The organism is Stenotrophomonas sp. CFBP8980 (assembly GCF_034046095.1).
In the GTDB taxonomy this organism is placed as follows: Bacteria; Pseudomonadota; Gammaproteobacteria; order Xanthomonadales; family Xanthomonadaceae; genus Stenotrophomonas; species Stenotrophomonas lacuserhaii.
Genome location: NZ_JAXCXF010000001.1, coordinates 577,354 through 599,870, shown reverse-complemented (window position 1 = coordinate 599,870; position 22,517 = coordinate 577,354). Strand labels below are relative to the sequence as shown.

General features: G+C 68.6%; 18 protein-coding genes. 4 read left to right on the top strand and 14 right to left on the bottom strand.

Annotation, left to right across the window (positions count from 1 at the left end; genetic code table 11):
- Window positions 1–25: 25 nt before the first annotated feature.
- From SOM47_RS02720 to SOM47_RS02690, 7 genes are all read right to left on the bottom strand, one after another.
- Window positions 26–1,660, bottom strand: coding sequence for an MFS transporter (locus SOM47_RS02720; RefSeq protein ID WP_320504679.1), 1,635 nt, complete (start codon window positions 1,658–1,660; stop codon window positions 26–28).
- Window positions 1,654–2,952, bottom strand: a complete 1,299-nt coding sequence (locus tag SOM47_RS02715) for an alginate export family protein (protein WP_320505051.1) — start codon at window positions 2,950–2,952, stop codon at window positions 1,654–1,656. Before SOM47_RS02715 ends, SOM47_RS02720 begins: the two co-directional genes overlap by 7 nt.
- Window positions 2,931–4,778: an amidohydrolase gene (locus SOM47_RS02710; protein WP_320505050.1), complete on the bottom strand. Its 1,848-nt coding sequence runs from the start codon at window positions 4,776–4,778 to the stop codon at window positions 2,931–2,933. The genes SOM47_RS02715 and SOM47_RS02710 overlap by 22 nt, the downstream gene beginning before the upstream one ends.
- A gap of 122 nt (window positions 4,779–4,900) precedes the next feature.
- The gene (locus SOM47_RS02705; RefSeq protein ID WP_192085165.1) at window positions 4,901–5,329 is read right to left on the bottom strand and encodes a DoxX family protein; all 429 of its coding nucleotides are present in this window, start codon (window positions 5,327–5,329) and stop codon (window positions 4,901–4,903) included.
- Window positions 5,330–5,331: 2 nt separating this feature from the next.
- Window positions 5,332–5,988 (bottom strand): hydrolase, encoded by a 657-nt coding sequence (locus SOM47_RS02700; protein WP_101101405.1) that lies wholly within the window; start codon window positions 5,986–5,988, stop codon window positions 5,332–5,334.
- Window positions 5,989–6,018: 30 nt separating this feature from the next.
- Complete coding sequence (locus SOM47_RS02695) at window positions 6,019–6,408, bottom strand: helix-turn-helix domain-containing protein (RefSeq protein WP_042614519.1); 390 nt, start codon at window positions 6,406–6,408, stop codon at window positions 6,019–6,021.
- Between the two features lie 80 nt (window positions 6,409–6,488).
- Window positions 6,489–6,830: a hypothetical protein gene (locus SOM47_RS02690; RefSeq protein WP_042614520.1), complete on the bottom strand. Its 342-nt coding sequence runs from the start codon at window positions 6,828–6,830 to the stop codon at window positions 6,489–6,491.
- Between the two features lie 103 nt (window positions 6,831–6,933).
- Between SOM47_RS02690 and SOM47_RS02685 the strand changes: the two genes are divergently transcribed.
- Together SOM47_RS02685 and SOM47_RS02680 are read left to right on the top strand one after the other, a co-directional pair.
- Window positions 6,934–9,972 (top strand): sensor histidine kinase, encoded by a 3,039-nt coding sequence (locus SOM47_RS02685; RefSeq protein WP_320504678.1) that lies wholly within the window; start codon window positions 6,934–6,936, stop codon window positions 9,970–9,972.
- Entirely contained in the window at window positions 9,969–10,622 is a 654-nt protein-coding gene (locus SOM47_RS02680; RefSeq protein WP_320504677.1) for a response regulator, read from the top strand. The genes SOM47_RS02685 and SOM47_RS02680 overlap by 4 nt, the downstream gene beginning before the upstream one ends.
- Before the next feature lie 6 nt (window positions 10,623–10,628).
- On the opposite strand, the gene SOM47_RS02675 is transcribed toward SOM47_RS02680, so the two are convergent.
- The 4 genes from SOM47_RS02675 to SOM47_RS02660 all read right to left on the bottom strand — a co-directional run bounded on the left by SOM47_RS02675 (window position 10,629) and on the right by SOM47_RS02660 (window position 14,091).
- Window positions 10,629–11,888 carry a carbohydrate porin gene (locus tag SOM47_RS02675; protein ID WP_320504676.1) on the bottom strand — a complete coding sequence of 420 codons (1,260 nt, stop codon included), beginning with the start codon at window positions 11,886–11,888 and terminating at the stop codon, window positions 10,629–10,631.
- 151 nt (window positions 11,889–12,039) lie between these two features.
- Complete coding sequence (locus SOM47_RS02670; protein ID WP_320504675.1) at window positions 12,040–12,627, bottom strand: GIY-YIG nuclease family protein; 588 nt, start codon at window positions 12,625–12,627, stop codon at window positions 12,040–12,042.
- Window positions 12,624–13,352, bottom strand: a complete 729-nt coding sequence (locus SOM47_RS02665) for a DNA-formamidopyrimidine glycosylase family protein (protein WP_042614525.1) — start codon at window positions 13,350–13,352, stop codon at window positions 12,624–12,626. Before SOM47_RS02665 ends, SOM47_RS02670 begins: the two co-directional genes overlap by 4 nt.
- Window positions 13,345–14,091, bottom strand: a complete 747-nt coding sequence (locus SOM47_RS02660) for a DUF72 domain-containing protein (protein WP_414715766.1) — start codon at window positions 14,089–14,091, stop codon at window positions 13,345–13,347. The genes SOM47_RS02665 and SOM47_RS02660 overlap by 8 nt, the downstream gene beginning before the upstream one ends.
- Window positions 14,092–14,215: 124 nt before the next feature.
- Here SOM47_RS02660 and SOM47_RS02655 point away from each other — a divergent pair, with 124 nt between their 5' ends.
- Window positions 14,216–14,830, top strand: a complete 615-nt coding sequence (locus SOM47_RS02655; protein WP_320504673.1) for a DNA-3-methyladenine glycosylase — start codon at window positions 14,216–14,218, stop codon at window positions 14,828–14,830.
- 12 nt (window positions 14,831–14,842) lie between these two features.
- Here the strand turns inward: SOM47_RS02655 and SOM47_RS02650 are convergent, their stop codons facing one another.
- Window positions 14,843–19,594 carry an ATP-dependent helicase gene (locus SOM47_RS02650; RefSeq protein ID WP_320504672.1) on the bottom strand — a complete coding sequence of 1,584 codons (4,752 nt, stop codon included), beginning with the start codon at window positions 19,592–19,594 and terminating at the stop codon, window positions 14,843–14,845.
- 134 nt (window positions 19,595–19,728) lie between these two features.
- On the opposite strand from SOM47_RS02650, the gene SOM47_RS02645 reads away from it, so the two are divergent.
- A complete protein-coding gene (locus SOM47_RS02645; RefSeq protein ID WP_320504671.1) occupies window positions 19,729–21,042 on the top strand; it encodes an acetamidase/formamidase family protein in 1,314 nt (437 codons plus the stop codon).
- Window positions 21,043–21,066: 24 nt separating this feature from the next.
- Here SOM47_RS02645 and SOM47_RS02640 read toward each other — a convergent pair whose 3' ends face one another.
- Both SOM47_RS02640 and SOM47_RS02635 read right to left on the bottom strand, forming a co-directional pair.
- The gene (locus SOM47_RS02640) at window positions 21,067–21,750 is read right to left on the bottom strand and encodes a type 1 glutamine amidotransferase domain-containing protein (RefSeq protein WP_320504670.1); all 684 of its coding nucleotides are present in this window, start codon (window positions 21,748–21,750) and stop codon (window positions 21,067–21,069) included.
- Between the two features lie 108 nt (window positions 21,751–21,858).
- The gene (locus SOM47_RS02635) at window positions 21,859–22,458 is read right to left on the bottom strand and encodes a TetR/AcrR family transcriptional regulator (RefSeq protein WP_320504669.1); all 600 of its coding nucleotides are present in this window, start codon (window positions 22,456–22,458) and stop codon (window positions 21,859–21,861) included.
- Window positions 22,459–22,517 lie beyond the last annotated feature (59 nt).

The following is a 22,517-nucleotide window of genomic DNA, read 5'->3' as shown; positions in this document are numbered from 1 at the left end:
CTGTCGAAGTGGATGGAACAGTGGGTCAGATGTCACTGTGGGTGTGCGGCACGGCGGCATCCAAGGCATCGCTGCCGCCGACGAAATGGCGCACCACCGGGTGCCGTTCGCCGCGGTGGAGCGTGCGCAGCTGCTCCTGTACGGCCTTGTCATCGGAGGTGATGCGTTCGTGCTGGCGCAGGTGCTCCAGCCACGACGCGGTGACGAAGTACTCCAGGTGCACGCCCGGGCTGGCGACATCTTCGGCCACGCCCCACAGCACCGCACCATCGCGGCGGCGCACGCGGCCAAGCAGGCGCATGCACGCATGGAAAGCCGCGCGGTCGGCCGCATCGATGCGGTATTCCACCGTGACCAGCACCGGTCCGCGGTCATGCGCCACCGCCACCGAAAGCTCCGGTGCAGGCCAGTGGCCGGCCGGACGCAGGTCCAGTTCTTCGGTACCGGAAATGCGCACGCGCCAGACCAGCAGGCCCGCCACCACCGAACCGACGGCCGCCACCAGCAGCGCCAGGGTGGGCGTGCTGCGCTGGGCGAGTGCGCCCCAGCACAGCCCACCGGCGGCCATGCCCAGTGAAAACACCATGATGTACAGCGCCAGCGCACGCGCCCGCACCCACGCCGGCACCGCGGTCTGCGCGGCGATCTGCAGCGAAGACAGCACGGTGATCCAGGCGAAGCCATTGACCAGCATCGCCAGCGGCAGCAGCACCCAGCTGCGCAGCAGCGCCAGCCCGACCAGGCTCAGCGCCAGCGCCAGCGTGGCCAGCAGCACCAGCAGGTCACGGTCCAGCCGCGCACGTAGTTTCGGCAGCAGCAGGGCACCACTGACCGCACCGATGCCCACGCAGCCCAGCAACATGCCGTACTGCCCTGCCCCACCCTGCATCTGCCCGCGCACCACCACCGGCAGCAGCGCGGTCATGGCGCTGGCGAAAAAGAAGAAGCCTGCGGACTTGATCAGCACCGCCTGCAGGTGGCCGGCCCGGCTGGCATAGCGCAGGCCGGATTTCAGCCCGGCGCCGAAGCCCTCCGGCGGCAGGCTGGAGGCCTTCGGATCACGCTGCCAGCGCAGCAGCACCACCAGCATGGCGGCGAAGCTGATCGCATTGAAGCCGAACGCCCACGTGGCCCCCAGCTGGGCGACGATCACCCCGCCGATGGCTGGGCCGAGCGAGCGCGCGATGTTGATGCCGATCGAGTTCAGCGCCACCGCCGAGGCCAGCATCGGCGGCGGTACCAGTTCGGACACGATCGCCGCTTGCGCCGGCATCGCCATCGCCGCGCCGCAACCCATGCAGAACGTGAGCACCACCAGCAGGGTCGGGCTGAGCATGTCCAGGTGGGTCAGCACCGCCATGGTGCCGGCCACCGCCAGCATCCAGCCCTGGGTGGCCAGCAGGTAGCGGCGACGGTCGACGATGTCGGCCAGGGTGCCGGCCACCAGCGCCAGCAGCACGATCGGCACGGTGGTGGCCGACTGCACCAGCGCGACCATCAGCGGCGAGCCGGTGCGTTCTGCCATCACCCAGGCCGCGGCCACGTCGTTGACCCAGGTGCCGATGTTGCTGCCCATGATGGCCAGCCACAACGCGCGGAACATGCCGATCTGCAGCGGCGCCCAGGCGCCGGGCGCAGCGGGGGAAGAGGTCTTTACCATTGCCACGCTCCTACGATGGAGGCAAAAAGAGTGTTGCGGCCACCGGCCTGGCGCAGTGCCGGACCGGCATCCACCCAGGCCAGCTGCCATTGCCAGAGCCAGTCTTCGCTGGCCTGCCAGCGGGTTTCCGCTTTGTATTGGGTGCCGATGCGACGCGCGCCACCGGCACTGCCGGGCAACGGCGCCAGCGGTGCCGGCGTGGTGTACACCGCATCGCTGCGCTGTTGTTTCCAGGCCAGCTGCACGCCCAGCTGGGTGCTGAGGCGCTCGTTGAACTGCAGGTCCAGGGTCGGCTGCACGTCGACCAGATTGGCCGGCGCCAGCAGGCTGGCCTCGCTGAAATAGGACGACTTCGGGTACAACGCATTGAAGGTCTGCAGGCGCCCATCGCCCGCATCGCGGTCACCGCTGGCGATGTCCAGCTTCACCCCGAGCCGTGGTTGCAGCGGCGCCTGGTGCCAGCGCCAGCCGGTATCGCTGGCCAGCGTCCAGGCACGGACGTCCAGCCGCTGCATGGCGGTATCCAGATGACCCCGCTGTGCCACCGCTTCCACGTTCCAGTCGAGTGCGTCGGCCTGGCCGAACCAGCGCGTGCCCAGCGTCTGCCGCCGTTCGCGCCCGTTGCCGTCGGCGAAGCGTGCGCCGTCGCGCTGGTAATCCAGCAGATAGCCATCCCATTGCCCGCGACGACCCTGCGCGGCGCTGGTCGCGTACGCGCCCCACAGGTGGGCGCCCGGCTCGCTGCGGTCATCGAACGCGCCGGGACGGTTGTCCACCGCGCGCAGCGCCAGCAGATCCAGGCGGCCGGCCGCGCCGCGCCAGCCCAGCCGCACGCCATCGAACGCCAGTCGGATGTTCGGTCCATCGCGCACCGACAGCAACCGCGAACTGCCGTAGCTGGCTTCCTGCCGTCCCAGCTGCAGCCAAGCGTGCCGTCCCTGCCAGCGCCAGTAGGCCTGCTGTACGTCCAGCGCGCCTTGATCGGTGCCACCGGGCCCACCGGCGCGTCCCTGTTCGGCATGCACGCCCAGCTGCACGCGTGCCTGCCAGTCATCGCGGCGATACGTCGCCGATCCCAGCGCGCGCAGCAGGCCATAGCCATCTTCGCCGCCACCAATGCCGAAGCGGGTGGGGTCGAAGTACATTCCCCGCAACCGCAGCGAGGCGTCCCACTGCAGGTCGCCGTTGCCCAGCGCGGTGCAATGGCCCGCCTCGCAGCCGGCCTGCACGCGTGCCTGTGCCAGCGCGGGCAGCGCCAGCACCGCGAGGGTCAGAACGCGAAGCACGAGCAGCCCATGGCACCCCAGAACGCCTGCAGGTCACCGGCCGGTGCCGCATGGTGGGCGGCATGGCCGTGTGCGCCGTGGGTGGAACAGGGCGCGCCATGGTGATGGTGATGCGCCATCGCCAGGCCGGTGGCCGTACCGCCGACGTGGTAGCCGCCGAAGCGGTTGACCGGTGACCAGTCCGGCATCGCCGGCGGCAGTACCGGTGCCAGCCCATCGTAGTCCTCGGCGGCGTGCACGATACGGCCGCCCAGCACGGTCAGCACACTGGTGATGTCGGCGATCTGGTCGTCGTCCACGCGGAAGTAATCGGCCGACAGCACGACGAAATCAGCCAGCTGGCCAACCTTCAGCGTGCCCTTTCGGTCTTCATCACCAGAGAACCACGCGCTGCCCTGCGTCCACAGGCGCAGCGCCTGTTCGCGTTCCAGCAGGTTCTCATCGCCATACAGTGCCAGCCCGCCCACGGTGCGCCCGGTGACCAGCCACGACAGCGCGACCCACGGGTTGTAGCTGGCCACCCGCGTGGCGTCTGTACCCGCGCCTACCGGAACGCCTTCGGCCAGCATCCGCTTCACCGGCGGCGTGTGGCGTGCCGCCTGCACGCCGTAGCGTTCGACGAAGGCCTCGCCCTGGTAGGCCATGCGATGCTGGATCGCCAAGCCGCCACCCATCGCGCGGATGCGTTCGATGTTGCGCGGGGTGATGGTCTCGGCGTGGTCGATGAACCAGTGCAGGCCGTCGAACGGCACCTCGCGGTTGACCTGCTCGTAGACGTCCAGGATGCGCGAGATGCTTTCGTCGTAGGTCGCATGGATGCGGAACGGCCAGCGCTTTTCCACCAGCAACCGGACCACGTCGTGCAGTTCCGGCTCCAGTTCCGGCGGCAACTCCGGTCGTGGTTCGTTGAACAGTTCGAAGTCCGCCGCGGAGAACACCAGCATCTCGCCCGCGCCGTTGTGGCGCAGCAGGTCGTCGCCCTGGCGGGGCTGCAGGATCTCGCTCCAGCGCTGGAAGTCACCGACTTCACCGCCCTTGTTCTGGGTGAACAGGTTGTAGGCGATGCGCACGCTGAGCTGGTCATCGCGGTGCAGCTGTTCGATGACCTGGTAGTCCTCGGGATAGTTCTGGAAGCCACCGCCGGCATCGATCACCGAGGTGATCCCCAGCCGGTTCAACTCGCGCATGAAATGGCGTGTCGAGTTGGCCTGGTACTCGATCGGCAGCTTGGGGCCCTTGGCCAGCGTGGCGTACAGGATCACCGCGTTCGGCTTGGCCAGCAGCAGGCCGGTGGGATTGCCCAGCTTGTCGCGCACGATCTGCCCACCGGGCGGGTCCGGCGTGTTCTTGTCGTAGCCGCAGGCCCGCAGCGCGGCGCGGTTGAGCAACGCGCGGTCATACAGGTGCAGCAGGAACACCGGCGTATCCGGTGCGATGGTGTTGATCTCTTCCAGCGTCGGCAGGCGCTTTTCGGTGAACTGTGCGGCAGTGAAGCCACCGACCACGCGCACCCATTGCGGCGCCGGTGTGCGATCGACCTGCACCTTCAGCATGGCCAGCGCATCGGCCAGCGAGCGCAGCCCATCCCAGCGCAGCTCCAGGTTGTAGTTGAGCCCGCCGCGGATCAGGTGGGTATGACTGTCATTGAGCCCGGGCACCAGCCGGCGGCCCTGCGCATCGATGATCGTAGCCTCGGCCGCCCAGCCGCGCATGATGTCGTCGTCGCTGCCGACGGCGACGATGCGCCCGTCCTGCACGGCCAGCGCCTGTGCATGCGGCAGTGCCGGGTCGAGGGTAGTGATGCGGGCATTGCGGATGACCAGCGTGCTCATGCGACGCTCCTGAGATGAGGGGGAAGAAGCCGCCGCCAGGCTGCGGCCGGCCAGGCCCAGCGCGAGTGCCGCGCCAGCCCCCAGCAGCACCTCGCGGCGACCGGGCTGGGAAGGATCGGGACTCATGAGGGCACTCCAGGGGAAGCAAGGAAAGAATCAAGCGAGAACGTGCCAGCGCCAGCCAGCGCGACCGACAGCAGCAGCAAGGTCCACATCACCGGGTACTCCATGCCGCCGTGCATCCAGAACCACCCGCGTGGCAGCGCCAGCAACGCGGTGAAGGCGATGAAGGCGGCACCCGCCAGCGCCGCCGCATGGGTCTGCCAGCCAAGCAGCACCGCCAACCCAGCCACCACCTGCAGCACCGCCAGCAGCAGCGGCAGCGGTGCGCTGGCAGGAAGGCCGAACCCGCGCAGTTCGCCGGCAAAGCCGGCAAGGCCCGGGCCGTTGAACCAGCCGAACAACTTGCCCAGCGCATGTGGCAACAGGAATCCTCCCGCCGCCACGCGCAGCATCAGCAGCGCCACGTCCAGGGCATGGCTGCTGCCCATGCTCAGTGACCGCCTTCCTGGGCGCCGAACATGGTCTTGGCGTACTGGATGCCCACCCCATAGCCCCCTGCATGCTCGCGGGCGATGCCGGTGGTGAGGTCGTAGGTTTCACCGCGCGCCCAGTCGCGCTGCAGTTCCAGCAGGTACTGCACGCTGGTGATCGGCACCGCGCCGGCCTGCACCATGCGGGTGACGGCGCGCTCATGCGCCTCCTCGCTCACGTCGCCGCAGGCGTCGGTGATGACATAGATCTCGAAGCCCTGCTCGATCGCCGACAGGGTCGGGCCGACGATGCAGACGCTGGTCCACAGGCCGGCGATGACCAGGCGCTGCTTGCCGATGCGGTTGATCTCATCGATCACGCCCTGGTCTTCCCAGGCATTCATCGACGTGCGGTCGAACACCGGCTGGCCCGGGAAGATCGCCGGCAGTTCCGGGAACAGCGGACCGGAGAACGACTTTTCGGCCACGGTGGTCAGCACCACCGGCACCTTGAAGCCCTTTGCGCCCTTGCTGATCAGCGAGACGTTGTTGCGCAGCGCGGAGATGTCGATGGTGTGGGTGGCGAACGCCATCTGCGACTGATGGTCGATCAGCACCAGGGCGTGGTCGGTCGGGGACAGCAGCGCGTTGCCGGGGACGGCGGTGGCCTTGTTCATGCGGTTGGCTCCAGGGAGGGTGGGAGGGAATCAGTACGAGGACGCGGCGTGCAGCGCGTAGCGGCGCGGACTGCAGCCAGTGGCGGCGCGGAAGCTGCGGATGAAGTGGCTCTGGTCAAAGAACGCCAGTTCGCTGGCGATGCGGCCGACCGGCTGCGAGCCTTCGCGCAACCAGTGGCGGGCCTGGTCGATGCGACGCTGGCGCAGCCACCCGGTCGGGCTGAGCCCGGTGGCGCTGCGGAACAAGCGGGCGAGGTGGAAGCGGCTGACGCACGCAGCGGCGGCGATCTGCACCACGTCGATCGGCTGGCCCAGGTTCTGCTCCATGAAGGCCTGCGCGCGGCGAACGGCTGCGGCCTGCGCCTCATTGAGGCCAGGCAGGGCCGAAGGCGTGCCGCGGCACGGGGTGTCGGTGGCCATCGGCAGCGCTCGTTGTGGGGAGTGCATAGCGTGGCGGCAGACGCCCTGGCGCCCTACCCCCGACGGGGTGGGCAGCGCGCTCACTCTTTCGGGGGAGGCGCCCGCCGGGCGGCAAGCAGCACCCGCCGACCGAACAGGCAGGCATCCAGCGAGTAGGCACCGGGACCGAGCAGCAACAAGCAAGCAGGCAGCAGGACCAGCGCCGTGCTGCCCGTCCCGGTCCACAACACCAACGTGGCCAACGCCACGGCCAGTGGAGTCAGCCCGCCGAGGGCCAGCAGCAGCGCCGCCGAGGCAGCGGCCCATTGGTGCCACGCGGCCACCGGCCAGGGCCAGCACATCGCAACCGCCAGGCAAAGCCGTATCCACAGCAGGCCGATACCCGGCGCACGATCAGGAAACATCACGAACAGACGCTGCATTCCACCCTCCCGTGGACAGGCCTTCATGGTTACCTGATCCAGCACCGGCCCACCTGCCCCGATCGGGTAGGCCGGCAGTGCCCCCGGCCTGCGAGAATGCAGCATGCCTCCTGCTCTTCCGCCGCTGCTGCGCCACGTGAGTACCTGCCTGCTGCAGGTCGCGTTGTTGTGGGTCGCACTGCCAATGGCGGCGCGCGCGGCGCTGCCGGTGCCACCGCAGGCGCAGGCCGGACTGCCGGGCTTCCAGCACAGCGCCTGGCGCGTCGGCCAGGGCGCGCCGGGAGATGTCTGGGACATCGCGCAGGACCGCCAGGGCACGCTGCTGCTGGCCACGGGCTCGGGTCTCTACCGCTTCGATGGCCACCGTTTCGAGCGCGACGTGGCGCCGCCGGGCAGCAGCTTCCCATCCACCAACATGGTGTCGTTGCTGCTGGACCACGACGACAGCCTGTGGATCGGCTATTTCCAGGCTGGCATCAGCCATCTACAGGCAGACCGGCTGCGCAGTTTCCTTACGGGGCGCGATGTGCCCAACGGCCCGGTGCCGCGCATGGCGCGCGATGGCGATGGCCGGCTGTGGGCGGCGCTCAAGGGCGGCCTGCGCTGGTACGACGGCCAACAGTGGCAGCCGCCCACGCCGGCGATGCAGGTACCTGCCTTGCCCGCGCACTGGCTCCAGCGCGACCACCAGGGAACGCTGTGGCTGCTGGCGGGCAACGCACTGTGGCGGCTTCCGCGTGGCGCCAGTCACTTCGAGCCCACCGAGGTGGAGGCGTCACCGCAGTCGGTGCTGGCCGAGCGCGCCGATGGCAGCCTGTGGCTGGCCGACCGGCGACGCGGCATCCTGCCGGTGGCGCGCGACGGCACCCCGCTGTCGGCCGCGCAACGCGAATCCCGACGCCTGCCCGACCTGCGCGCCGATCGCATCCTGTTCGCGCGCGATGGCAGCCTGTGGGGCACCCGCATCGGCAGTGGCGGCGTGTTCCGGCTCAGCTTCGACGGCACGCAGCCCACGCTGCTGGAAAACTTCGACGTGGCGCAGGGACTGACGTCGACCTCGGCCTCGCCGCTGCTGGAAGACCGCGAAGGCAACATCTGGATCGGCACCAACCTGGGCCTGAACCGGTTCCGTGCGCGAAGCGTGCATGCGCTGCTGGATGTCGGCCCGTCGGGTCCGTACCGGACGCTGTACCGCACTGCAGGCGGCCAGGTGCAGGGCTACGATGACGACCTGCGGATGTTCGACCTGCAGCGCAGCCTGGTCCGCGCCGGGCCTGCGGCCATGCAGCGCGCCAGCCTGCAGTCGGCTGATCCGCTGTGGCTGTTCCACGATGACAGGCTGTACCGACGCTACGCTGGCAGGACGGTATCGTTCGCCGCGCCGAGCTGGACCGCCGGGCACTCCTTCAATTCGGTGTTCTTCGCCACGCAGGACGAAGCGTGGGCGTGTGCCGGCCCCTACACGCTGCACTTCAAGGACGGTCGATGGCGCAATGATCATCGCCTGCCCACGCGCAGTTGCAGCCTTGTCAGCGTGGATGAACGCGGACGTGTGCTGGTCGGGCATGACGATGGCACGCTGCACGTGGTCGATGGCCGCTCGGTACGGGCCTACGGTCCGGCGCAGGGACTGAATGTCGGTCCGGTCACCGCCGTGTACGCACGCGGTGAGGAACTGCTGGTCGCCGGGGAGTCCGGCCTTGCTGCACTGGAAGGCGCGCGCTTCCACGTGCTGCAGGCTGATATCCCCGGCGTGCTGGAAGGCATCACCGGCATCGCTGGTGAAACATCGGGTACGCGCTGGTTGAACGGCAGCCGCGGCCTGGTGCGTACCGATGCCGATGCGCTGCGGGTGGCGGCGGGCAGCGCACGCGCGCTCTCCCCGCGCCTGTTCGACGATGCCGACGGCATGCCGGGCATCGCCCTGCAGAGCAGCCCCACCGCCACGGCAATGCTGGCCGATGATGGGTTGCTGTGGCTGGCGACCAACCAGGGCCTGGCGTGGCTGGACACCACCCTGCCCCATCGCAATGAACGTGCACCGGACGTGCGCATCGGCGAGGTGTCCTTCGATGGGCAGCATGCGCTGCTGCGCGACGGGCTACGGCTTCCCGCCGGCACCGACCAGGTGCAGATCGACTACGTGGCGCTGTCACTGGCGCGACCCGAGCGCACCCGCTACCGATACCAGCTGTCCGGCGTGGACAGCAGCTGGCAGGAGGCGGGCAGCCAGACCCGCGCGCACTACACCAACCTCGTGCCTGGAACCTACCGCTTCGAGGTGATGGCCGCCAACGAAGACGGGGTCTGGAGCAGCAACCCGGCGGTACGCACTTTCCAGATCGCCCCCACCTTCATCCAGACGCTGTGGTTCAAGCTGCTGTGCGTGCTGGCCGTACTGGCGCTGCTGGTGATGGCCGTGCGCATCCGCAGCGGCCAGCTTGCCGCGCTGGTGCGGGCCCGCTTGCAGGAGCGCCATGGCGAACGCGAGCGGATCGCGCGCGACCTCCACGACACCCTGTTGCAGGGCAGCCAGGGCCTGATTCTGCGCCTGCATGCGATCAGCCAATCGGCGCAGGCAACGCCGCAGGTGCGCAGCAGCCTGGAGGCGGCCATGCAGCTGGCCGAACAGAACCTCGCCGAAGGCCGCGAACGCGTTGCGGCGCTGCGCGATGGCCCGGCTGCCGGACAGGACCTGGTGACCGCGCTGGCCCATGTGCATGAGGAATATGCCGGCGAGGGCGTCAACCCACTGCGGCTGACGGTGGAAGGAGCGGCACCGCCGTTGCAGGCCCACGCGGCCGAAGAAGTCTTCCTGATCGGTCGCGAAGCGATCCGCAACGCCCTGCACCATGCCCAGGCGGGGGCGATCGAAGTGGAACTGGCCTACGGGCGCAGTTGCCTGCTGCTGCACGTGCGCGATGACGGTCGCGGCATGACCGACACCCACGGCGCCGCCGACGGCCACTGGGGCATGCAGGGCATGCGCGAGCGCGCACGCCGACTGTCCGGGGAACTACGCGTCTGGTCGCGCCCCGGGCTGGGCACCGAAATCGCGCTGTCAGTGCCCGCCAATCGCATCTACCGGCAACGCCCCTCGCCATGGCGACGCTGGTTGCCCAACAGGAAACCTCCCGCATGAACCCCAAAGATTCCATCGGCGTGCTGATCGTCGACGACCATCCGCTGCTGCGCGATGGGCTGGGCGCGCTGCTGTCCACCCAGTCGGACATGCATCTGGTGGGCGAAGCCGCCGACGGCGAACAGGCAGTGGAATGCTACCTGCGGCTGCACCCGGACGTGGTGCTGATGGACCTGCAGTTGCCCGGCATCGATGGCGTTGAAGCCATCATGCGCATCCGTGCACAGGATCCCAAAGCCCGCATCATCGTATTGACGACGTACCGCGGCGATGTCCGCGCGGTACGTGCGCTGCAGGCCGGCGCCAGTGCCTACCTGCTCAAGGACATGCTGCGGCATGAACTGATCGACACCATCCGCAGCGTCGCTGGCGGTCGTCGCGCTGCCATTCCGGCTCAACTGGCGGCCAGTATCGCGGCCCACGTGGTGGAAGACCGGTTGTCCCCGCGCGAAACCGAAGTGCTGGTCCACGTCGCGGCCGGCATGTCCAACCGGCGCGTGGGTGAGCAGATGCAGATTTCCGAGCAGACTGTCAAAGCGCACATGAAAAGCATCATGGAGAAGCTGGGCGTCGGTGACCGCACGCATGCAGTCACCATGGCCCTGCGCCGCGGCATCATCAGCCTGGATGATGACACCGGCGAACGCTGAGCCGGCTCAGAAGCGCACGTCCGCCTTGATGCCTACCACCACCGCATCCTCGCGCGATGCCAGCCCACCGGGATGGCGCACGTACTGGACACCGGGCTGGAGGTCCAGTCCGGCGGCGGGCTTCCAGCCGTAGAAGACCTCGGCGACCTGTTCGCGCCTTGCGGGCGGGCCGCCGTGGCGCTGTCGCTGGCTGTTGGCCAGGCGCGGATTGACCCGGGTACTGGCCAGCCCCAGGCCGATGCGGTCCTCCGGCCGTGAGCGTACGGTTCCGGTGTGGACAAGCTGCAGGCTGACCATCTGGTCGATCTCGCCCGTACGGCGGTCGCCCTGTGCGAAGGCCAGCTGGGTCCGCAATCCCGATGATTCGCTGCTTGCGTTGCCGTGGGTCAGCTGCTGCTGCGCGCTGGCCCATCCGCCGTAGGCACCGGTGCGCAGCAACGCCATGCCGCCGGCCGCATGGATCGGTAGCGGCTGCACCGCGTCCGCACGCGGCGCACTGCTGTACCAGCCCCCCACCGCATACCGGCCCTTGCGCCCATCGAATGACGGCTCCCAGCCCAGTTCCAGCGGTGTGAGGGTGCCGACCGTGCCGGCCGGTGCCAGGCGCAGGCCACCCCCACGTTCATCGGCATAGCGGGGGTTGACCTGGTAGGCAGCCGCACGCAGGTAGACCGCGGGCAGCGGCCGGTAGGTGACCACTGCGCCCCATTGGCTGAGCGGCGAATTGAACCAGTAGTCGCCCCCGAACAGCGCCACCTGGCCACCGCACAGCGCCAGGTTCATGGCGACGCAGTCGAGCATGTTGAAGTCCTCCCCCACCGCGAGCCGCCCCGCCTTTGCATCGAAGCGGCCATCGGCGGACTGCCGGCCCAGCCACAGGCTGCCCAGCCGCGGGATGTGGCCACGCCCATGGATTTCCTGGCTTGCCATCAGGCTGCCCAGGCCGGCCCGTGCGGTGACGCTGTCTCCGTCGCGCAGGCTCAGGGAAAGCTGGGCACGGGTGCCGGACCATCCCCACAACCGCTCCAGGTCGAAGCGTGCGCTTGCGGACAGCTGGCCGGCATGGGCACTGGTGCGGCGCTGGCCACCGGATGTGTTGCGCGCCGCTTCCACGGTGTAGCCGAGATCCAGCGTGATGCCGTTGTCCTGCCATGCCGGGCGGCGTCCGCCCCAGTCACCGGTGACACCCTGTGCGAGCGCACCTTGCGCTGCGGCGGCGAAGCTCAGGCCGGCCAGAACACGCAGCCCGATGAAAGAATTGTCCACGTCGACTCCTTGCTGCAAGGAGCCTCAACGTGGCACGCCGCGCTTCGTTCACCCTGCGCAGCACTACGGGTCTGCGGAGAAGGTCACAGCCTGCGCTGCAGGAAGGGCGAAGAGTGTCAGCGTGTGTCCGCGTGACTGGCACGACGCGCAGTCAGAAGCGACATACCCCTTCTCCGGCGTACCAGCTTGCCACGTGCTCCGGCAACCAGGGCCGCGGATCAATGCCCAACGCGGCGTAGGCGTCGAGCGCGTCGCGCAGCGCCGCCTCGACCTCGATACGGTCGTGGCGGACGTGGCAGAGATCGTCTTCTTCAGGCACCTGCGCGGCAGACCATGCGTACAGCCGGTCAACGCGCTGCAGCAGCATCGCCTGCAACCAGGCACGCAGCGGATACACATGATGGCCGCGCGCCGCCAACCCGCGCACGGCGGCGTCCAATCCCTCGCTGGCGCCACGGACCCATTCGGTCTTGCCGCCCGCCTTCTGCTGCACGGTCAACGGCGCAGGCGAACGGTGCAGCTTCAGCGGACGGCGCAGCTCCAGTTCCAGGTCACGCGCATCACGCTGGGTTTCCGTCTCCACCAGCCACCCATGCTCCAGGTCGAAGAATTCGAACCATCGCCGGTGCAGCGCACCGATGCGCCCGAGTGGATCGCGCGAGAAGCCTATCTTGCAGTAGTCCTCCCATGCGCAGGGAAACACATAAGTGAACCATTGGCCGTCGATGCGCACGTTCATGGCGGCGGCTGGCAGACCGGGCAGAAGAACGTGCGGCGCCGGGTGGTCCCCAGGTACTGCTTGGACACCGGCCCGCCACAGCGGGGGCACGTCCGGCGGGTATGTACCTGCCAATGCTTCTTGAGTTCGTACGCCTTTTTCCACGCCAGGAAGTCGAAGCTGTACTCGCGTGCCTGGGTGATCACCTGCCCCAGCTTTCGCGGCGGGATGCTGGCGATGGTCGCAGCCGGATGCACGCGCGTGCGGAACAGCACCTCGTTCTTGATGATGTTGCCTACCCCGGCAAAGATGTCCTGGTCCAGCAACGCATCGCATATCAGCGTGTCCGGCCGTGCTTTCAGCTTGCGCCGCGCCAGCCTGGGATCCCACGCGGGATTCATCACGTCCGCGCGCCAGTCGTAGGCATCCTCGAGTGGACCTTCGATGTACTTCAGCGAGCAGGTGTAGAGATTGAGCTCGCCGTTGTCGAAGGTCAGCGAGGCACGCGCGGTCGTCGGCTTCCTTTCATCGATGCGCCAGGTGCCGAACATCAGCAGATGGGCGCGCAGGCTGAAGCCACGGAACTCCAGCAGGAAATGCTTGCCCCAGCTACGCACGGACACCACGCGTCGGCCCTGCATGCGGGCAAGGTCGAGGCTGCTGTTGCCGGCGGTCACGCGCACCGTGTGGTTGCGGAAACGCGCCGCCGCTTCGCGCAGGATGACGATGGAAGGACCTTCAGGCATCGGCGCACTCCAGCAGCGCCTGCAGGCGCAACGCGTTGGCCGTGGCGAAGCCGTGCGCGGTGTTGTCGAAGATCACCCAGCAAGGGTGCCCCTCGGTGGACGCCGCACGCACCTCTGCCGCCAGCCGATGCAGTGCCTGCTCGTCATAGTCGCTGTAATAGGTCCGCGGGCTGCCATGCCAGCGCCAGTAGCGCCAACACGTCGCTCCGGCAGGCGCGGCGCCTGCCTCCATGCGCGGCGGATCGGCTGCGACACGCGCGATGCCGTGGCGGTCCATCAACGCCCCCGCCGCTTCACCGAACCAGCCTGCGTGGCGGGGCTCGCACGCCACGGGCACGGCAGTACGCCGGCGCAGCATGGCAAAGAACGTGGAGGCCAAGCGCGCATCGAAGGCAAGTGATGGCGGCAACTGCAGCAGCAGGCCGCCGAGACGGTTGCCCAGGTGGCCGCTTTCATCAAGGAACCGGTCCAGCGACGCGCCCGTGCCGCGTAGCCGCAGCTCATGCGAGATCGTGCGCGGCAGCTTCACGGTGAACCGGAAGTGCGCCGGCACCGCCGCCGCCCAGCGCGCATACGTTGCCGGCTGGTGCGGGCGATGGAACGAGGAATTGATCTCGGCCACCGACAGACGCGAAGCGTAACGCTCCAGCGCACTTCCCTGCGCATCAAACGCTTCGCGGTAGCGGCCCGGTATCGACCAGCCCGCGCATCCCACCCGCACCTCGGTTGCCACTGCCAGTCCTCCATCGCACCTGCACGCAGCGTCTCCCCGCGGCCGTGAGAAACAAGCGAAGCCTGCATGCGCAGCCTGTGCAGAGGCCGCCTTGACTCCGTGCACACCACTGCCGGTGCAGCCTGTCGGCATGCTCGATTTTCTTCCCCTGCAGTGGTCGGTCCTGCCCCGTGCGTTCTATCGCCGCCATCCCACGCAGGTGGCTCCGGAGCTGTTGAACAAGGTGCTGCTGCGCGCGGATGGCCGCGCCGCGCGCATCGTCGAGGTGGAAGCCTATGCGGGCAGCGAAGACCCGGCGGCGCACTCCTATCGGGGCAGGACCGCGCGCAACGCCACCATGTTCGGTGAGCCAGGCCATCTGTACGTGTACTTCACCTATGGCATGCACTGGGGCAGCAACGCGGTCTGCGGCGAGGTCGGCGAGGGCGTGGGCGTATTGCTGCGCGCTGCCGAGCCCCTGCTGGGCCTGGACGCGATGCGCCAGGCCCGGCCCAAGGCGAAGCGCGACCGCGATCTCGCCAGTGGTCCCGGCAAGCTCTCGCAGGCCTTCGGCATCACCGGCGCGATGGATGGCGCCGATCTGGTCGGCGCCGACCGCGGCATCGTGCTGGCCGATGATGGGACCGCGCCGCCGTGCAATCCGGTGGTGGGCCCGCGTATCGGAATCAGCCGGGCCATGGACTTTCCGTGGCGCTGGCACGTGGCCGACCATGAACATGTTTCCGTCCGTCCACGGCGTCGCTGAGCAGGCAAGCGCTCAGCCCTCCCAGCTCAGCCCGCGCGGTGCATTGCGGAAGCCCGCCGTACGCAGTGCCTCGGTAACCGGGCCACGACCGATTTCCGCATCGTTGATCCGGTCCAGGGTGAACGACTGACGCCGGCCCCGTCGCAGCGCCGCGGCCAACGCGCAGGCCGAAGCAGCCAGCAGATCGGCGTGAGCGGGATCCTCGCCGTCGAAATACAGCAGCAGGGAACGTCCGCCCTGCGCCAGGTACACCCGCAGCGCACCGCCTGCCAGCACCACCAGCGCGCCCGGGCGCCGTACCGGCCGCTGCCGCGCCGCATGCACGGGCCACGCCAGCACCGTGCCGTAGGCATTGGCAGGATCCACCGCCGACAGGCCGATGGCCGGTGCCAATGCGGCAAGCGTTGTGTCCTCAGCGATATCGCGCAGCCGGTCGACGCTGGAGCGTTCGGCGAACTGCGCACCGCCCAGACCTTCCACGAAACGGCCACGCAGCACCCGGCCGGCATCCTCCATGCCCCGGTAGACCTGCTGCAGCGCAGGGAAACCGCCGGCGATGCCTTCTGCCACCGCAGCGCCGCGGGTCACCACGCCGTGGCGATCCAACAACGCGTCGGCCAGTGCGACCGCGCGCACGGTGTCACTGGCAGCATCCCGCTGCAGCAGCGACCAGCGGCCGGCCAACGAAGGCGCATCGTAGGTCGCCGGGCCGGACGACGGCATCCCGGCGGCAGGCACTGCATCGCCCATCGGCACGCCCATGAACCCGCGGCGGCGCCGCGACACGTGCGATGCCCGCGCACGAGATGGCGTGCGGACCATTGACAGCGCACGCAGCGGCGCCCAGATATCCGTTGCCACGCGGCCCTGCCAGGCAAGCCCCCACAGTGCAGCATGCAATGATTCCGGAGACAGATCGATGCCTGCTGCAAGGTGCTCCGCCGCCTGCATCCGGGCATGTACGCTCGTCGCCAGTTGCCGTGCAAAGAATCCACCGCCGTCCGCCAGCACCGACAGGATCACTTCCTGCAGGGGTGACAGGGCGCCTTCGCTGATCACCGGCAGCGTCTCCGCAGCCACCTGCTGCAGATGGAGCGACACCAGCCCATCGTCCTCGCCCAGCGTGCCATGCCCACACCACAGCACGCTGCCGGTGGCCAGCAGCTGGTCCAGCAACGCAGGCGCATAATCCCGCACGCGCGCCGGCAGGATCTGGTTTTCCCAGGCAGAGACCGGCAGCGGCATGCCGGCAAGTTGTTCCACCACCCGCAGCACGCCTTCGCTGCCTTCCAGCGTGCCGGTGACCTGCACAGGGGAACCCAGCGCGGCATGCCCGGCCGCCGATCCCAGCAACGCGTGGCGTTCCAGCAACAACCGCACATACGCGGTTGCTGGCACCGGCCGGGTCGCCTCGCGTGCCGCCTGCAGCGAGCGCACGCGCAGCCGGCGGAACACCGCTTCGGCCATCCATTCGTGGCGCGCGACGGGTGTGCCGTGCTCCGGCGTGGTTGCACCGAACTGGCCGCTGAGCAGCTTGCCCTGCTCGGCCAGGCGTGCCAGTGCGTTGTCGGCCACCGCGATACCCAGCCCGAACCGGGCGGCGACATCGGCCGTGGTGAACGGACCACGTGTGCGCGCGAAACGGGCGACCAGATCGCCCAGCGGATCCAGCGACGGCAGCAGGAACACTGCGGGAATCCGTTTGGGAAGCGCGATGCCCAGTGCATCCCGCAACCGGCCGGCATCTTCGACCGCCACCCAGCGCGCTTCACCCGCCAGTGCGATGGCGATGATGCGTTGCTCTTGCTGCAGCGTCGCCAGATGCGCGCCCACTTCACCATCGGCATCGAGCAGCCGCGCGGCAAGCTCGCCGGCAGACAGCGGACCCAGTTCGCGCAGCAGGTCGGCAACGCCCTCCTTGCCCGCGGCACGCCGATCCGGCGCCAACCGCTGCAGCTCGTCCACCACGCGCTCGACGACGCCGGCATCCAGCAGCTCGCCTATATCCACCTGGCCCAGCAGGTCAGCCAGCAGGCCACTGTCCAACGACAGGATCGAGGCGCGACGCTCGGCCAGCGGCACGTCGGTGCCGTACATGAACTCGGCGACGTAGCCGAACAGCAGGTTGGCCGCGAACGGCGATGGCACCGCCGTGGTGACCTCGGCGATCTGCACCTGACCGGCCTCCAGGCGCTGCATCAGCCCGCCCAGCGCCTCGAGGTCGTAGACATCCTGCAGGCACTCGCGCGCGGTTTCGATCAGGATCGGGAAATCCGGATAGGCGCTCGCCACGTCCAGCAACTGGCCTGCGCGCAGGCGCTGCTGCCACAGCGGCGAGCGGCGTCCTGGCGTACGCCGTGGCAACAGCAACGCGCGCGAAGCACATTCGCGGAAGCGGGCAGCGAACAGTGCCGAGCTGCCGACCGCAGCGGTCACCTGGCGTCGCAGCGGCTCGGCCTCGAACAGGAACAGGTCCGCACCCGGCAGCTGCCCGCTGCTGTCCGGAATGCGCGCCATGATGCCGTCCTCGCTGGATACCACGGAAGGATCGACGGGCCAGCGTTCCCGGATCCGCTCGGCAATCGCCAGCGCCCACGGATCATGCACGCGGCGGCCATAGGGCGAATGCAGCATCACCCGCCAGTCGCCCAGTTCATCGCGGCAACGTTCAACCACCAGTTGCCGGTCCGTCGGCAGCACGCCGGTCGCCTGCCGCTGCTCACCGAGCAGGCCGAGGATGTTGGTTATGGCGCGCGTATCCAGACCGCTGGCCTGCAGGCGTGCGGCCAATGGCCCGGGAATGCTTCCATCGTCCGCCGCCGCGCCATCCAGGTCAGCCAGGAACGCGCCGATCGCCGCGCCGAGTTCGGCGGGGCGGCCGGCATTTTCGCCGCGCCAGAACGGCAATCGTGCCGAACGACCCGGTGCCGGGGTGACGATCACCTGGTCATGGGTGATCTGTTCCACCCGCCACGAGGTGGCGCCGAGGGTGATCACATCGTTCACCCGCGACTCGTGCACCATCTCTTCGTCCAGCTCGCCGACCCGACGCGAACCGGCGCGCTCCTCACCTTCGGGCAGCACCACGCTGAACATGCCGCGGTCGGGGATGGTGCCGCCACTGGTCACCGCCAGCTGGCGGGCGCCGGGCCGCGCGGTGAGCTGGCCGGTGTCGCGGTTCCATACCAGGCGCGGCCGGAATCCGGCGAAATCATCCGAGGGATAGCGTCCGGCCAGCATGTCCAGCACCGCATCGAAGGCGCTGCGTGGCAGCTCCCGATAGGGTGCGGCGCGGCGTACGCAGGCGTACCAGTCCTCCACGTCCAGCGCATCCATCGCCACGGCCGCCACGGTCTGCTGGGCCAGCACGTCCAACGGATTGCGTGGTGGGTCCAGCGCTTCGATGCGACCGGCCAGCATGCTGTCGACGATCACCGCCGCGTCGATCAGGTCACGCCGGGTACGCGGGTAGACGAAGCCGGTGGAGATGCCACCCACCTGGTGGCCGGCGCGCCCGACCCGTTGCAACGCACTGGCCACCGAAGGCGGCGCGGCGACCTGGATCACCAGGTCCACCAGCCCCATGTCGATGCCCAGTTCCAGGCTGGAGGTGGCGACCACGCAGCGCAGTGCGCCTGACTTGAGCGCTTCTTCGATCTCGCGCCGCTGTTCCTTGCTGACCGAGCCGTGATGCGAGCGCGCCAGCAGCGGCTCGGCACCGGTGGAGCGCCCCGCGGTGCCGCCATTGAACGAACCGAACGCCGTGGCATCGCGCTGGCCCGACGCCCCCCCGCCCGCATCGGTCTCCAAGCGTTCGGCATACAGTGCGTTGAGCCGCGCGGTCAGCTTTTCCGCCACGCCGCGCGAATTGGCGAACACGATGGTGGAGCGCCAGCGCAGCACTTCATCGAGGATGCTGGCTTCGACGTGCGGCCAGATCGAGCCCACCCGCGTGGACGACTCGCCCGCACCGGACCCCGGCCCCTGCGTGGGCAGGTCGGCCATGTCCTCCACCGGCACTACGATGCGCATCGCCAGCTGGCGCGAAGACGGTGGCTGCACCACGCTGACCGCACGGCCGCCACCGAGGAAGCGCGCCACCTCGTCCACCGGGCGCACCGTGGCCGACAAGCCGATCCGTTGTGCAGGGGCCTGCAGCAGGTTCTCCAGCCTTTCCAGGCTGAGTGCCAGGTGCGTGCCGCGCTTGCTGCCGGCCACCGCATGGATTTCATCGATGATCACCGTATGCACGTGGCGCAGCGTCTCGCGCACGTTGGAGGTGAGCATCAGGAACAGCGATTCCGGCGTGGTGATCAGGATGTCCGGTGGACGCCGCGCCAGCCGCGCGCGTTCGGAGGCGGTGGTGTCACCGCTGCGTATCGCCACCGACAGGTCCACGTCCGGATCGCCGCGCCGCGCGCGTTCGGCGCGCACGCCCTGCAGCGGCACCTGCAGGTTGCGTTGCACGTCCGCCCCCAGTGCCTTGATCGGCGAGATGTACAGCACGCGGGTGGCCCCACGCTGCGGCAGCATGCCAGCGCGCGACTGCTGGTCGCGCTCGGTGAACAGCTGGTCGATGGCATGCAGGAACGCGGCCAGGGTCTTGCCCGAACCGGTAGGGGCGATGACCAGCGTGTGCTGGCCTTGGCTGATGGCCGCCCAGGCCTGCACCTGCGCTGGCGTTGCGGCGGGGAACGCGCCGCTGAACCACGCGCGCGTGGCGGGGGCGAAGACGGCGGGAAGGGCGTGGAGGGAGCTGGGCATGCCCCATTATGCGAGGCCCGGCGTGCACGCTGCTGCGGGACACCGTGGGGTTACCTTGGACACTGGGACGCCTCCAGTGCAGCCGTTAGTGTGCGCTGCATGCACCCCATGGTGCCCTGCCGAAGTGCCCTGCCATGACGATCGCCTGGAAGCTGTCTTCGCTGCTGCTGTTGGTCACACCGCTGGATGCCCTCGCGGCCGAGCAATGGATCATGGCCACCGATCTGTGGGGGAACAGGAGTTACCAGACCCTGCAGATGGAGGTACGCGACGGACGCGTGCAGGGTACGCTTGATGGGGATCCGGTGGCGGGTTCGCTGGCCGACCACAGGCTCACCTTCACCGCCACCGACAGCGAGGGGCAGGAAAGTCACTACACCGCGCGCATCGACGATGCACGGATGCACGGCGACAGCGACCAGCCCGACACCAACGATCGCACGGCGCGTGCGTCGCATGCATTCACCGCCTGGCGCGTTCCGCAGCGCACCCAGGCCACGCCGCAGCGGCACGTGTTCACGCCGACCGATTATTCCAACACCTTCAGCGCGGATCGGGCGCCGGTGCTGGTGATCCATCCCGGCGATTCGGTGCAGACCAGGACCCTGGACTCCGGCGGCGTGGACGAGCACGGCGTGACCCGGGCGCTGTTCGGCAATCCGCAGGTCGGGCCGTTCTTCGTGGCCGGTGCGGAGCCGGGCGACACGCTGGCGATCACGCTGACTTCGTTGAAGCTCAACCGCGACCACGCCGACAGTCTGGATGGGCTGGTGGGACGGCTGAAGACCGCACGCGTGGCAGCGGAAACCACCGCGCTGGGCAAGCCGGTGCGATGGCACCTGGACCGCGTGCGCGGCATGGCGCGTCCGCAGGGCGCGACGGGTGCGCTGAAAGACTTCGAGGTGCCGGTGAAGCCGATGCTGGGCGGGCTGGCGCTGGCCCCCGGCTTCGGCTACCCGCCGATTTCCACCGGCGATACCGATGTGTTCGGCGGCAACATGGACTTCAATGCCGTGGTCGAAGGCAACACCGTGTACCTACCGGTGCAGCAGCCCGGTGCCCTGCTGTACCTGGGCGATGGGCATGCGTTGCAGGGCGATGGCGAGACCACCCAATGGGCACTGGAGACTTCGCTGGACGTGGTGCTGCAGGTGCAGCTGGTGAAGCAGCAGGCGTTCGCTACGCCGCGGGTGGAATCGCCGACCCAGATCATGACCTTGGGCCAGGGCGGTTCCAGCGACGATGCGCTGCGCATCGCCACCGCAGGCATGCTGCAGTGGCTGCGCCAATCGTATGGGCTGACCCTGTCCGAAGCCGCGCAGGTGCTCGGCGTGGGCGTGCAGTACCACGTCGCCAACCTTGCCGGCCGCAGCGTGGGCGTGGCGGCGAAGATCGACAAGGCGCTGCTGCGGAACATCACGCCAACAGCAGCGCCAGCGAAGGACTGAAAGCCGCGCGGTACCCGACCGGACTCAGCCCTGCGCGAGCTGCTTGATCAGTACTTCCGCCGCTTCGGTGGAAGAGGCGGGATTCTGCCCGGTGATCAGCAGGCCATCGCGGACCACGTACGAACCCCAGTCCGGGCCCTTGGAATAGTGGCCACCGTTGGCCTTCAGTTCGTCCTCGACCAGGAACGGCACCACCTGGGTCAGGCCCACGCCTTCCTCTTCGGTATTGGTGAAACCGGTGACCTGCAGGCCTTCGACAAGCGGACGACCATTGGCGGCCTTTACATGGCGCAGCACGCCGGGGGCGTGGCAGACCAGCGCGACCGGCTTGTCCGCTGCGATGAACGATTCGATCAGGGCAATGGAATCACGATCTTCGGCGAGGTCCCACAGCGGCCCGTGGCCACCGGGATAGAACACGGTGTCGAAGTCGGCCTGCGACACACTGTCCAGGCGCACGGTGCGGGCCAGCTGTGCATTGGCCTCGGCGTCGGCTTCGAAGCGCCGGGTCAGCGCGGTCTGGAAGTCAGGCTCGTTGCTCTTCGGATCCAGCGGCGGCTGCCCGCCTTTCGGCGAGGCCAGCACGATCTCCGCGCCGGCGTCCTTGAAGGTGTAATACGGCGCGGCCAGTTCTTCCAGCCAGAAGCCGGTCTTCTTGCCGGTGTCGCCGAGTTGGTCGTGGGAGGTGAGAACGATGAGGACTTTCATGGCTGTGCTCCAGTGAGGTGCAATACAATAGGAATTAGACCGGTCGTCTAGATAATTACGCGTGAAACGGGACAAGGTGCCGTCCCCTGCGTTCAGGGAGCGGCGGTGTTAGCGGGGAAGACCCAGCAGGTGACGGGTGGTGCGCAGCGCGTTGGCGAACGGCTGCGGAGTACGGACGATCTTGACCATGATGCTTGCGCCCAGCCACAGCTGGTAGAGGCTCTGTGCCAGCGCCTTGGCGTCGCCCTGGACCGGCAACGAGCCTTCCGCCTGGCCGGCTTCGATCGCTTCGGCCATGCCGGCGATGATCGCCGCGGTGCCGCGATCCAGCGCCGATCGCATGCTGTCGGACAGGTCTGCCACTTCAGCACCCAGCTTCACGGCCAGGCACTTGCCCTGGCAGTCCTCGAAGGATTGGTTGTCCTGCCAAGCGGCGAAGTAGTCTTCCAACTGCACGGCCTTGTTCTTGCCGGGCTGGCGGAAGATGCGCTCCATGTCGGCCACATAGGCCTCGAAGTACCCTTCCAGCAGCGCCTCGCCGAACGCATCCTTCGAGCCGAAGTAGTGGTAGAACGAGCCCTTGGGAACGCCGGCCGCGGCCAGCACTTCATTGAGCCCCACCGCCGAAAAGCCCTTGCCGCCCATGATCCGCTGGCCAGTGGCCAGGATCTTTTCGCGGACGTTGGCGGTGGCGGGGACGGCGTTCATGGGAGTCACCCTACACCCGATTAGACCAGTCGTCTAGTGCGAGGTTGCAAGCCACGTCC

Coding starts and splice junctions, on each gene's coding strand:
- SOM47_RS02670 (WP_320504675.1), bottom strand. CDS start 12,627: ATGAACGTGCGCATCGACGGCCAATGGTTCACTTATGTGTTTCCCTGC.
- SOM47_RS02665 (WP_042614525.1), bottom strand. CDS start 13,352: ATGCCTGAAGGTCCTTCCATCGTCATCCTGCGCGAAGCGGCGGCGCGT.
- SOM47_RS02640 (WP_320504670.1), bottom strand. CDS start 21,750: ATGAAAGTCCTCATCGTTCTCACCTCCCACGACCAACTCGGCGACACC.
- SOM47_RS02690 (WP_042614520.1), bottom strand. CDS start 6,830: ATGCAGCGTCTGTTCGTGATGTTTCCTGATCGTGCGCCGGGTATCGGC.
- SOM47_RS02685 (WP_320504678.1), top strand. CDS start 6,934: ATGCCTCCTGCTCTTCCGCCGCTGCTGCGCCACGTGAGTACCTGCCTG.
- SOM47_RS02635 (WP_320504669.1), bottom strand. CDS start 22,458: ATGAACGCCGTCCCCGCCACCGCCAACGTCCGCGAAAAGATCCTGGCC.
- SOM47_RS02645 (WP_320504671.1), top strand. CDS start 19,729: ATGACGATCGCCTGGAAGCTGTCTTCGCTGCTGCTGTTGGTCACACCG.
- SOM47_RS02650 (WP_320504672.1), bottom strand. CDS start 19,594: ATGCCCAGCTCCCTCCACGCCCTTCCCGCCGTCTTCGCCCCCGCCACG.
- SOM47_RS02705 (WP_192085165.1), bottom strand. CDS start 5,329: ATGGGCAGCAGCCATGCCCTGGACGTGGCGCTGCTGATGCTGCGCGTG.
- SOM47_RS02710 (WP_320505050.1), bottom strand. CDS start 4,778: ATGAGCACGCTGGTCATCCGCAATGCCCGCATCACTACCCTCGACCCG.
- SOM47_RS02655 (WP_320504673.1), top strand. CDS start 14,216: ATGCTCGATTTTCTTCCCCTGCAGTGGTCGGTCCTGCCCCGTGCGTTC.
- SOM47_RS02700 (WP_101101405.1), bottom strand. CDS start 5,988: ATGAACAAGGCCACCGCCGTCCCCGGCAACGCGCTGCTGTCCCCGACC.
- SOM47_RS02695 (WP_042614519.1), bottom strand. CDS start 6,408: ATGGCCACCGACACCCCGTGCCGCGGCACGCCTTCGGCCCTGCCTGGC.
- SOM47_RS02680 (WP_320504677.1), top strand. CDS start 9,969: ATGAACCCCAAAGATTCCATCGGCGTGCTGATCGTCGACGACCATCCG.
- SOM47_RS02720 (WP_320504679.1), bottom strand. CDS start 1,660: ATGGTAAAGACCTCTTCCCCCGCTGCGCCCGGCGCCTGGGCGCCGCTG.